This window comes from Nitrospirota bacterium (genome assembly GCA_035873375.1).
Taxonomy (GTDB): domain Bacteria; phylum Nitrospirota; class Thermodesulfovibrionia; order Thermodesulfovibrionales; family JdFR-85; genus BMS3Bbin07.
In genome coordinates, this window is the sequence record JAYWMQ010000027.1 from 82,836 (window position 1) to 95,132 (window position 12,297).

General features: G+C 47.7%; 9 protein-coding genes and 1 rRNA gene. All 10 read left to right on the forward strand.

Annotated features, from left to right (window positions below; genetic code table 11):
- Nucleotides 1–41 precede the first annotated feature (41 nt).
- The gene (gene nuoF, locus VST71_06265; GenBank protein MEC4685317.1) at nucleotides 42–1,322 is read left to right on the forward strand and encodes an NADH-quinone oxidoreductase subunit NuoF; all 1,281 of its coding nucleotides are present in this window, start codon (nucleotides 42–44) and stop codon (nucleotides 1,320–1,322) included.
- A gap of 65 nt (nucleotides 1,323–1,387) precedes the next feature.
- Nucleotides 1,388–3,991, forward strand: coding sequence for an NADH-quinone oxidoreductase subunit NuoG (nuoG, locus tag VST71_06270; GenBank protein MEC4685318.1), 2,604 nt, complete (start codon nucleotides 1,388–1,390; stop codon nucleotides 3,989–3,991).
- Entirely contained in the window at nucleotides 3,988–5,025 is a 1,038-nt protein-coding gene (gene nuoH / locus VST71_06275) for an NADH-quinone oxidoreductase subunit NuoH (GenBank protein ID MEC4685319.1), read from the forward strand. Before nuoG ends, nuoH begins: the two co-directional genes overlap by 4 nt.
- Before the next feature lie 82 nt (nucleotides 5,026–5,107).
- Nucleotides 5,108–5,668: an NADH-quinone oxidoreductase subunit I gene (locus VST71_06280; GenBank protein MEC4685320.1), complete on the forward strand. Its 561-nt coding sequence runs from the start codon at nucleotides 5,108–5,110 to the stop codon at nucleotides 5,666–5,668.
- Nucleotides 5,661–6,185, forward strand: a complete 525-nt coding sequence (locus VST71_06285) for an NADH-quinone oxidoreductase subunit J (GenBank protein ID MEC4685321.1) — start codon at nucleotides 5,661–5,663, stop codon at nucleotides 6,183–6,185. Before VST71_06280 ends, VST71_06285 begins: the two co-directional genes overlap by 8 nt.
- A gap of 148 nt (nucleotides 6,186–6,333) precedes the next feature.
- Nucleotides 6,334–6,636 (forward strand): NADH-quinone oxidoreductase subunit NuoK, encoded by a 303-nt coding sequence (nuoK, locus tag VST71_06290; protein MEC4685322.1) that lies wholly within the window; start codon nucleotides 6,334–6,336, stop codon nucleotides 6,634–6,636.
- 49 nt (nucleotides 6,637–6,685) lie between these two features.
- Nucleotides 6,686–8,629: an NADH-quinone oxidoreductase subunit L gene (nuoL, locus tag VST71_06295; protein MEC4685323.1), complete on the forward strand. Its 1,944-nt coding sequence runs from the start codon at nucleotides 6,686–6,688 to the stop codon at nucleotides 8,627–8,629.
- A gap of 83 nt (nucleotides 8,630–8,712) precedes the next feature.
- Complete coding sequence (locus tag VST71_06300; protein MEC4685324.1) at nucleotides 8,713–10,227, forward strand: NADH-quinone oxidoreductase subunit M; 1,515 nt, start codon at nucleotides 8,713–8,715, stop codon at nucleotides 10,225–10,227.
- Nucleotide 10,228: 1 nt separating this feature from the next.
- Nucleotides 10,229–11,641: an NADH-quinone oxidoreductase subunit N gene (locus tag VST71_06305; GenBank protein MEC4685325.1), complete on the forward strand. Its 1,413-nt coding sequence runs from the start codon at nucleotides 10,229–10,231 to the stop codon at nucleotides 11,639–11,641.
- Between the two features lie 542 nt (nucleotides 11,642–12,183).
- Nucleotides 12,184–12,297: ribosomal RNA gene (locus tag VST71_06310) — 16S ribosomal RNA — on the forward strand; the annotation flags it as partial.

The window sequence follows — 12,297 nt, forward strand, 5'->3', positions numbered from 1 at the left end:
GTGTGAATTAGTGTCCATTCGTGGCTGAACTTATTGAAATTATGGAAAAATTTCTGTTAAAAAACATCGAAAATCCGTCTTCGGCCAGCCTTGAGGAGTACGTGGGGGCTGGTGGTTACGGGTCCCTGAACAAGGCCCTTCAGATGGAGCCTTCGGATATTATTGCAGAAGTCAAGGCAGCAGGGCTGAGGGGCAGGGGTGGGGCAGGTTTTCCTACTGGTATGAAGTGGGATTTTGCCTCCAGAGACACGAAGTTCCCGAAATACCTTATCTGTAATGCTGATGAAGGCGAGCCAGGGACTTTTAAGGACAGGCCCATACTCGAAAAAAATCCGCACCTCCTTATTGAAGGGATGGTTATATCTGCCCATGCACTTAAGTCAGAAAGGGGCTACATATACCTCAGGGGTGAGTACCCCCATGCAAGGATTGTCCTTGAGAAGGCAATTGAAGAGGCGTATGCAAAGGGATATCTTGGAGATAATATAGCCGGGAAGGGGGTTGGGTTTCACCTTAGCGTTCATCAGGGTGCCGGGGCCTATATCTGCGGAGAGGAGACTGCACTGATCGATTCAATAGAGGGCAGGAGGGGACAGCCGAGGATCAAGCCTCCTTTTCCCGTTAATGTCGGTGCCTGGGGAATGCCTACAATTGTCAATAATGTGGAGACCCTTGCGAACATACCGTTAATTGTCTCCATAGGTGCTGAAAAGTATGCTGAAATAGGAAACCCTGAATGTCCCGGGCCGAAACTCTTTTCTGTAAGCTGCTGTGTTGAAAGACCAGGTGTTTATGAGTTACCGATGGGAACCACCCTCAAGGAGATTATATATGACCATGCCGGGGGTGTCCGGGGTGGCCGGGAACTCAAGGCAGTGATCCCCGGAGGTATCTCAACGCCGGTACTGACGCCGGATGGTATCGACTGCCCCATGGATTTTGTTAATCTTCCAAAGCGCGGCAGTATGCTTGGTTCAGGTGCGGTAATGGTCTTTGATGACACGGTATGCCTGGTGAAGGTCTGCTGGCGGGCGATGAAGTTTTTCGAACATGAATCATGCGGTAAATGTACACCCTGCCGCGAGGGTACCGGGTGGTTGAGAAATATCCTTGAAAGAATCGAGGGTGGTTTCGGCCGCGAGGGTGATATAGAGCTGCTGCAGGATATAGCACTCAGTATTACGGGTAAGACCTTCTGTCCATTGGGTGATGGCGCAGCAGGTGTTGTGCTCGGGTTTATAAAGAATTTCTCCGATGAGTTCATGTATCATATCACGAATAAAAAATGTATGGTAAATAAAGACTCTCAGAGTGCTGGATAATCAGGGGTTATGGGCTTAAAAACTGAAGCTTATGACCTGTAACCTGTAACCGGAATAAAAGGAAGATGATTAAGGTAACCATAGACGGAAGAGATGTTGAGCTTGAAAACCCTGTGACTGTCCTTGAGGCGGCAAAACAGGCGGGTATCATCATACCAACGCTCTGTTACTTTGAGGGACTTACACCATTTGGCGGTTGCAGGCTCTGCCTTGTGGAGGTAGAGAAGCTTCCCAAACTGCAGACTTCATGCACCCTTATGACGGCAGACGGGATGGTGGTCAGGACAGAGACTGAGCAGATTAAGGCTGCAAGACGCTCGATACTCGAATTTCTGCTCATCAACCACCCCCTTGACTGTCCCTTTTGCGACAAGGCAGGGGAGTGCGATCTGCAGGACCTTGTTGCACGCTACGGGCCTGAGGCAGGCCGCTTTGCCGAGGGCAAGAGACGGCATCCGGAGAGTTTTGATGACCCGATTATTGTGAGGAATATGGAGAGGTGTGTGCTCTGTACGCGATGTGTAAGGATGTGCAACGACCTTCAGGCCTCATATTCCATTTCAGTGACAGGAAGGGGCAGCCATTCATTTGTAGAACCCTTCTCCGGTGGTAAATACAACTGTGAATATTGCGGCAACTGCCTCACGGTATGTCCTGTTGGTGCGATAATGTCAAGGCTCCACAGGCACACTTACAGACCCTGGTTTGTTGAGAAGGAGATAGAGACCGTATGTGGTTTCTGCGGGGTAGGTTGTTCCATGGTTCTGCAAATGAGGGAGAATTCCATAATAAGGGCCATACCGAGGACGGAGGTAGGGTTCAACAAAGGTCTCTTGTGTGTAAGGGGTCGATTCGGTTATGAAAGTATTGAAAGTGAAGAGCAGCTTACAACCCCCCTTATGAGGGTGGATGGAGACCTGAAGCAGGTAAGCTGGGAAGAGGCGATTACCTTTATAGCAAGACGTCTTAAAGAGATAAAGGAGACTTTTGGTGGGAAGGCAATCGGTGCTGTTGCATCGGGAAGATGCACAAATGAAGATAATTACATGCTGCAGAAATTTATCAGGTTTGTCATTGGTTCAAACAACATTGACTCCTCTGCGAGGAATTATTATGCCCCGGCAGAGACCTATCTTGAGAGTATATTCGGCCAGGGAATTACGGCAAACCTTATCTCCGGGATAGCCAATTCAGATGGTGTCCTTGTTGTTGGTGGCGATCCCACGGCGATAAATCCAATACTCGGGCTTCAGATAAGGGCTTCGTGGAGAGGTGGCGGTAAGGTTATAGCCCTTGGCGTCCCTGGAGGGTTAAAGAGGTTTGTAGCTTACGAATTGATGCCCACGCCATATTCAGAGGAGATTGTGCTCTCAGCCATTGTGGGCAGACTCCTGAAAGGCAAGACGTTCAGTGGTGAAAATGCGGTAGTAGAGGCCAAACTCAGGAGCCTCAGAATGCCTTCGGATGAGGAGCTGAGTGTGACCGGCATATCACCTGAAGATATTGCGAGGGCTTCTGATGACCTTGCAGGGATGGCAACTCCTGTTGTAGTTATAGGTCCTGATATCATACAGAGGGAAAGGGCATCCAAAAACCTCTTCCTTCTTGGAGCGATAGCCTATCTGATAAATGCGAGGATTTTCCTCCTTTCCGAGAGACCGAATTACCAGGGTGTGATGGATATGGGGTGTCTGCCGGATTTCCTTCCGGGTGGAAGGCCTGTTGAGCTTGAGATGTTCAGGCACAAGATAGAAGGTGCACTGGATTTGAAGGCCCCGTCGGATAAGGGATTGACCTTTTTTGAGATGATAAATGAGGCGGAATCAGGGGGGCTGAAGGCACTCTATGTTATGGGTGAAAATCCCCTCTTTAATATTCCCGACAGTGCAAGGGTGAAGAAGGCCCTTGGAAACCTGGACCTGCTTGTGGTCCAGGATATTCACCTTACGGAGACTGCCGAGATTGCGGATGTGGTTTTGCCTGCAACGGCCTGGCCTGAAAAAGAGGGGACATTTACAAACCTTGAAAGACGGGTGCAGAGGGTCAGGAAGGCCAGAAGAGGCAAGCTGGCATCATATGGCAGAGATGACTGGAAGATTATTGCAGATATCGCAGAGAGATTCGGAATGACGAAGAAATACCGCAGGGTGGAGGATGTGTGGGAGGAGATAATGCATGTCTCGGCCCTGCACACCGGGCTCGGTTACGAGGATATCGCAGACGGAAAGGCCGTTTGGCCCTATTCCGGCGAGCCCCTGAGGGGGATGGAAGGTGATTTTTCAGTAGAGGGGCTTGAGGATCTGCCCCGTGTCCAGGATTCCGAAAAGCCTTATTTAATGATAGAGAAACCATTGTATCACTCTGGTACATTTAGCCGGAGGTCCAGTGCCCTGCTCAGTATTTATCCGGAGCCTTGTTTAATGATAAACCCCTTGCTGTCAGAGAGGCTTGGACTTGCAGAGGGTGAGAGGGCAAGGATAAGCAATAAACGGGGTGTGCTTGAGCTGAAGGTGAAATTAAATAAAGATGTGCCTGATGGTCAAGTGCTGCTTTCCAATACCTTTGAGGGATTCGGGGCTATGAGTTTGATTGGGTTCTCGATAGATTCAGCTATCGGGTCTCTGTACATCAGGGATAATTCCGTGAGGGTGGAGAAGGTGCTGGTATGAGTGTCTTTGAGTTTTTGATGCAGCCGGGGAGCTTTGATATCATATTGAATATAGGGGCTATTGTCCTCAAGATAGTTATTGTTGTTGCCGTGGCCATGTTTCACGTTGCATATGCAACCTATTTTGAGCGCAAGGTGATAGGGCATATGCAGGTGCGGATGGGACCGATGGAGGTGGGGCCACACGGACTGCTGCAGCCTATTGCAGACATGCTCAAGCTCTTCTTCAAGGAGGATATCATCCCCGCAAATGCGGACAAGCCGGTCTTTTATCTGGCACCCGTAATATCACTGACAGCTGCACTGTCATCACTTGCAGTCATCCCCTTTTTTGACGGTTTTGTTATAGCCAATATAAACATCGGGCTCTTGTTTATACTTGCCGTTTCATCGGTGGGGACATATGGAATAATCCTTGCCGGGTGGGCATCTTCTTCAAAATACTCCTTTCTTGGCAGTCTCAGGTCCGCTGCCCAGGTTATCAGTTATGAGGTGGCAATGGGGCTTAGCCTTGTGGGTGTGATAATGATGGCAGGCTCACTGAACCTTACAGATATTGTTCGCGCTCAGGCCGACTATCCCACAGGCATGTTTGCAGTTCCCCAGATACTCGGATTCTTTGTGTTTATTGTCGCAGCGGGAGCAGAGACAAACAGGTCTCCTTTTGATCTCCCGGAGGCGGAGAATGAGCTTGTGGCAGGCTATTTTGTGGAATACAGCGGTATGAGGTTTGCCCTCTTTTATGCTGCAGAATATATAGGAATGATGATAATGGGCTCTCTTGCCGTTACATGCTTTCTTGGTGGCTGGACGATTCCACATTTTATTACAAGGGTGCTTCCGTTCCTCGAACATGTTCCCGGAATTGTCTGGTTTCTGCTGAAGCTCTATTTTACCATCTTCTTTTATTACTGGATAAGGGCCACTCTGCCGAGGTACAGGTATGACCAGCTTATGGGCATAGGATGGAAGCTGCTGATTCCGCTTGCACTGCTGAATATACTGATAACAGGGATAATAAAGATAGCTATTTAATTATTTTCCATTTTTCATTGGGTATTTGTCATGTATTATTGATAAAAACCGGAAAATGGTAAATGACAATTCGGGAGAAGAGATGACGTTGAAGGAGCTGATAAGAAAGGTCTTTTTTGTTGAGATAGTCAAGGGTATGGCCCTGACCCTCAGCAGGTTTTTTACAAAACCTGTTACAAGGAGGTATCCCAAGGAGAAGAGATCGATAGCCATAGGGTTCAGGGGGCTCCATGCGCTTGTGCGTAACCCGGCAACAGGTGATGCAAAATGTGTGGGTTGTGGACTCTGTGCAGCGATATGCCCCTCGAGATGCATCAATGTCTATACCTCGGAGGGCTCAGAACATCAGAAGGTGGTGGACAGATATGAGGTAGAAGTCCTCAGGTGTGTTTTTTGTGCCTTATGTGTTGAGGCATGCCCCTATGGGGCTATAGCCCTGACTCCCCATTATGAGTATGCAGACTACAGCAGGGATGCTATTTACATGACAAAAGAGAGACTCCTTGAAAACTGGGATAAATATATGGGTGAAGACGGGGCCCGGTATTTTGACACTTTCTGGAACCCCAAGGATGCCCATTATAAAACACCTAAAGGTCAGGCGATGTTTAAGGGAAGAATAATAGGAGGCTTCAGTGGTTGAGTGGTTTTTTGGATACCTTGCAGGAGCTGTCATCCTTCTGTCCCTCCTTGTTGTCTTAAGCCGGAATCCCGTGCATAGCGTGTTATGGATGCTCCTGATGTTTCTGCACGTGGCAGGACTTTATCTGCTGCTCAATGCAGAGTTCCTGGCTGCCACTCAGGTGATTGTTTATGCAGGGGCCATACTGGTCCTATTCCTCTTTGTCGTTATGCTGCTGAACCTGAAAGAGGAGTTGAGGGTTAAGCAGTTTACAGGCGGGTGGCCTGTCAGGCTTTTAATTGCAGCAGGCATTCTGATTGTCCTGAAGAAGGGGTTTGAGGGATTCAAGGTTGGGTTTAAGGGGCCCTGGAGTATTGAGGCTATTGAGAAGGCAACACATACAAAGGCGCTTGGGAGTGTGCTTTTTACAGAGTATGTGCTGCCTTTCGAGATTGCCTCTCTGATCCTCCTTGTAGCAATAATAGGTGCTGTGTTTCTTGCAAAGAAGCGCGCTCAGGATGTGACCGGCGGGAAGTAACGTTAAGCGGTGACGAAGCCCGTATCGTGAGACGGTCATGGGGTTACGTGAAAGAGACAGAAGACGTAACCGCCTGACGAAACGGGCCTCGTGACCGACGGACGACAGACGGTAACGTCAAACAGCAGGATAAAGTGGAGGTTTGTATATGGTGCCTTTATACTGGTATCTATGGCTTGGCAGTGTGGTCTTTGCAATAGGTGTGTTCGGTTTTCTTGCAAGGCGTAATATCATAATCATGTTTTTATCCATAGAATTGATGCTGAATGGTGTAAATATATCCCTTGTTGCCCTGAGTCATTACATGCAGGACCTCAGAGGCCAGATACTCGTCTTCTTTGTAATAGCCGTTGCCGCTGCAGAGGCAGCTATTGGACTGGCCATTATAATCGCCATGTTCAGAAACAAGGCCACCCTGCATGCGGATGAAATCGCGGAGATGAAGGGATGATAGAAATTGAAGATTGTCAATTGTCGATTGTCAATCAGATGAGGAGATTATGCAATATTACTTACTGATACCTTTAATGCCGCTCGGGGCCTTTTTCTTTAACCTGCTGCTCGGTAAGAAAATAGTAAGGAGGCAGGCACACTGGCCGTCAACACTTGCTGTAGCAGGCTCCCTTGTGGTCTCTGTAATGGTTCTCCTGGATGTCCTCTCTGGCAAGACCCTCAATGAGGACCTGTATGTCTGGATAGTCTCCGGAAACTTTAAGGTATCCATAGGTTTTCTGATTGATCAGCTGACGGTGGTCATGCTTATAGTGGTTACATCCGTCAGTTTTCTCGTCCATGTTTATTCAATTGGGTATATGCAGGAAGACCCTGGTTATTACAGGTTCTATGCATACCTGAGCCTCTTTACCTTTTCCATGCTCATGCTTGTGACGGCAAACAATTTTCTCCAGTTATATTTTGGCTGGGAGGCAGTCGGGCTCTGTTCGTATCTCTTGATAGGGTTTTGGTATGAGAAGAAATCAGCCTCAAATGCGGGAAAGAAGGCATTTATTGTCAACAGGTTTGGTGACTTTGGTTTTGGCCTTGGTGTTATCATGGTCTTTCTTACCTTTGGCACCCTTGCTTACATCCCTGTATTTGAAGGTGCAGGAAGCATGGCAGCCCAATCCATAAATATCCTCGGCATGCAGATTAATCTCATAACCCTGATTGCCCTCCTGCTCTTCTGTGGGGCAGTAGGCAAGTCTGCACAGATTCCGCTTCATGTCTGGCTGCCTGATGCCATGGAAGGCCCCACCCCTGTCAGTGCACTTATCCATGCTGCTACAATGGTCACGGCAGGTGTCTTTATGGTGGCGAGGCTCAATCCCATCTTCAGTCTCTCTCCTGTTGCCTTGGGTGTTGTTGCCGTGGTTGGGGCTATAACTGCCCTGTTTGCAGCAACCATAGCCCTTGTTCAGAATGATATAAAGCGGGTGATAGCATACTCCACCATAAGCCAGCTCGGATATATGTTCATAGCCTGTGGTGTCGGTGCCTATGGTGCAGGTATCTTCCATCTCTATACACATGCCTTTTTCAAGGCCCTGCTCTTCCTCTGTGCAGGCAGCGTTATGCATGCCATGGGAGGAGAGGTTAACATGCAGAAGATGGGAGGCCTTAAAAAATATATGCCTGTAACTTATGTTGCCATGCTGCTTGCCTCTTTGAGTATCTCGGGAATCCCTCCGTTTGCCGGATTTTTCAGCAAGGATGAGATACTATGGATGGCATATAACGGAGGAAGTGTTGGGAGGATTGTCTGGGCCCTCGGTACACTGGCTGCTGTGCTTACGGCGTTTTACTCGTTCAGGCTTATATACCTTACCTTTCATGGAGAATTCAGGGGGACGGAGGAACAGAAACACCACCTGCATGAGTCTCCAGCTACGATGACAGTACCGCTGATCATACTCAGCATTGGTGCAATTGCAGCGGGCTGGATAGGTATCCCCCCGATTATATCGTCAATCACGGGGGGTGAATACGCAAACTGGTTTGCGGAGTTTATGAAACCGGTTCTGGGACATCCCGAGATAGAGGCGTCTCACTCAACAGAGGCCATGGTAATGACATTTTCCGTAGCTATAGCCGTGGTTGGCATAGCTGTTGCGTGGCTCTTTTATATAAAAAGGCGGGAAATACCGGTAAGCCTTGCGCGGAGATATGGCCTTGTATATAAATTGTTATATAACAAGTACTATGTGGATGAGATATATAACCTGATCGTGGTGCGTCCAACCATGTTGTTCTCAAAATATGTGCTGGTCGGACTGACTGACGGTGTCATCATTGAAGGGATAGTAAACGGGGTGCCGGCGCTTATTAACTGGTTTGGGGCAAAGGTCAGAAGGATTCAGAATGGTCTGCTGCAGGGTTATGGTACAATGATGGCCCTCGGGTTATTTCTGATATTGGCAATAGCCTTTATAGTTATCATTAAATAGTGTGCAAATGACAAATGGCGATTGACAGGTAAAAAATGGTAAATGAGAAATGAATAATGACAAATAATATGGGGAATGGATAAATGGAAATAGGATACCCGGTGCTTTCAACGCTTATTTTCCTGCCGGTTTTTGGTGGACTGCTCATGCTCCTTATAGGAAGGAATCAGGAGGGTGTTGTGAAGTGGACTGCGCTGATCTTCAGCACCCTTACCCTGGTGCTCTCACTCCCACTCTTTACGGAATTCGACAAGACAACATATATGATGCAGTTCGTGGAACGTAAGTCCTGGATACCTGACTGGGGTGTGGAATATTATGTTGGTGTTGACGGAATAAGCGTCCTCTTTGTCCTTCTGAGTGCCCTGATCACGATCCTCTGTGTCCTTATCTCGTGGAACTCGATCAAGATAAAGGTAAAGGAATTCTATGTCTCCCTTCTGTTGATTGAAGGTGCCATGATCGGGGTCTTCTGCTCCCTTGATTTCTTTCTCTTTTACATCTTCTGGGAGGCGATGCTGATCCCCATGTTTCTCATAATCGGGGTATGGGGAGGTCCGAGGAGGGTCTATGCAGCGATAAAATTCTTCCTTTTCACTCTGGTGGGAAGTATCTTTATGCTTATCGGTATTATCGTCCTCTATCTCAAGGGAGGGACGTTTAATATCCTTGAACTCTCGCAGATGGCGTTGCCTTTTAACCTGCAGTTTTGGCTCTTCTGGGCATTTTTTGCCGCGTTTGCCGTTAAGGTTCCCATGTTTCCCTTTCATACATGGCTGCCTGATGCCCATACCGAGGCCCCGACTGCTGGAAGTGTGATACTTGCAGCAATCCTCATAAAGATGGGAGCGTATGGTTTTTTAAGATTCTCCCTTCCCCTCTTTCCCGATGCAGCAAGGGCAATGACACCAGTGATGCTTGGTCTCTCGGTAGTTGCCATTATTTACGGCGGGCTCGTCTGTTTTGCACAGACTGACCTGAAGAGGTTAATTGCCTACAGCTCTGTCAGTCATATGGGTTTTGTAACCCTTGGTATCTTTACCCTCAACTCCCAGGGCATGGAAGGAGGGATACTCTATATGATAAACCACGGGATTATAACCGGGGCGCTCTTCCTCTGTGTCGGGATAGTCTATGACCGGACCCACTCAAGGGAGATAGTGGACTATGGAGGGCTTGCCAGTGTTATGCCAGTGTATGCCGGATTTTTTATGCTCTTTACTCTTGCCTCGATAGGGCTTCCGGGTCTTAATGGTTTTATCAGTGAGTTTCTGGTCATCCTTGGAGGATTTAAGGCGAAAAAGCTTGTTGGTGTCCTTGCAGCCACGGGCATTATAATTGGTGCCGGATACATGCTCTGGCTATATCAGAGGGTCTTTTTCAATGAAGTAAATGAAAATATAGCCCGGATTGAGCCAATGGGACTGAGGGAGGCTCTGCCCCTTCTGTCTCTATCGGTTTTTGTGTTCTGGATCGGTATTTATCCCGATACATTCCTGAGCTTTATGCATGTGAGTGTAAATCATCTGCTCGAGAGAGTCAATTATGGTGTATCAGATACCATGATGGCGATCAAGGGCCTGACCGGAGGTTATTGATATGGACATATCTACTATCTGGCCGCTTCTGCCCGAGATTATCATAGCAGCTTCTGCCCTCCTGGTTCTCCTGGTTGAGCTTGTTATCAGGAAAAAGGAGACAGTCGGTCTCCTGAGCATTATATCAGTTGCCGTTGCTGCCTACTATATCCCGCAGTCTTTTGGCAAGGCGTTCGGGGGGATGTTTATATCAGACGGATACAGTGCCTTTTTTAAGTTTATCTTCTTCATAAATCTGATCCTTACCGTCCTGCTTTCAACAAGATATCTTGTGATTGAGAAGGCAAACCACGGCGAGTATTATGCCCTTATCATGTTTTCAACCCTTGGGATGATGATAATGGCCTCTGCAGGAGACCTGATAGTGCTGTATCTGGGCCTTGAATTAATGGCTCTCAGTACCTATGTGCTTGCCGGTTTTATCCGTCATGACATAAGGAGTAATGAGGCAGCCCTCAAGTATTTCCTCCTTGGAGCGTTTTCATCTGCCCTGCTCCTTTACGGGATAACGATGATTTACGGGCTGACGGGTACAACGGATATCTCTCTCATAGGGGCAGCGGTGGCGGAATCGGGGCTCAACACCCCCCTGCTCCTGTCAATCATATTCCTTATGGTTGCCTTTGGGTTCAAGGTAGCACTTGCACCCTTTCATATGTGGGCACCTGATGTATACGAGGGTGCACCGACATCTATCACCGCCTTTATGTCTGTGGGGCCAAAGGCTGCCGGCTTTGCAGCCTTTGGAAGGGTCTTTTTGACAGGCTTTGGCCCGCTTAGTGCAGACTGGACCGGCATATTGATTGTTTTGAGCATACTGACAATGGCGGTTGGCAATATAATAGCCATACAGCAGAGCAATATAAAGAGGATGCTTGCCTACTCCTCTGTGGCACATGCAGGGTATGCTGTTCTCGGGATTATTGTGGGCGGTACAGAGGGGATCGCTGCCATGATGAACTATCTCTTTATTTATGCTTTTATGAATATAGGTGCCTTTGCAGTGATTATAATGCTCAGGAGCGAGGGGTTCCAGGGAGAGGCGCTTGAGGATTTTAAGGGACTTGCCCGGACCCATCCCCTTGCAGCCGCCATGATGCTTGTATTTATGTTTTCTCTTACAGGGATTCCCCCGACAGCCGGGTTTATAGGGAAGTTTTATCTCTTTAAGGCCGTTATTGGTGCCGGGTACATATGGCTTGCAGTAGTTGCCGTCATATTCAGTGCGATTTCCGCTTACTTCTATCTCAGGGTAGTAATGTATATGTATATGCTTGAGCCTGAAGGGGAGGCTGTTACCCTTTCCCTCTCCCCCTCCCTTGGTCTTGCACTCCTTATAACCACACTTGTGGTTATATTTATAGGTATCTATCCATCTCCGTTACTCTCCTTTGCCCGTCTGGCAGCAGGTTGATAAGTAATAATTTCAAGCGCTTTTGCATGATTTTATAAGAGAAGGGCAGTTTTGTATATATAATTTGACTTTATCTGCCCAAATATGTTAATTTAATCCCTTGACTTATTTAACGATTGGGTGTATTCTATAATTAGAAAGAGGAAGAAGTGAAGTTCTTTGAAGGGTATTATTTGATGAAGCTGCTCGCTTTCTCCGCGATACCATAATGAGGGTTTGTTAGGGGCTCGAGAGAACATCCCAAGTCTGGGAGTCAGCGGTAAATGTGGTGTGCAAGGCCTGAAAGCTCTAAAAGGCTGGAGGGAAAGCCTGAAACATTTACCAAGACACCCACTTAGAGAAGAGCCTCAGAGGCCCAGGATTCCCGGAGGTATCGCGGGGATCAAAAAAAATAAATCAAATTATCTACAAGAAGGATTCTTTTGTCCTGCTGACCTTTGTTTTGTCCATAATGTAGAAAGTTATAGAGTTTTATTATTGTTCTTTGAGAACTAAAAAGCAGGTCCCGTTGATTTAAAAGAGAAACAAGAAGAGCAAAGGAAAAAGATGAGAGTTTGATCCTGGCTCAGAGCGAACGCTGGCGGCGTGCTTAACACATGCAAGTCGAACGGATTCCGCATTAAACTTCGGTTGAATGCGGAATTAGTGGCGGACGG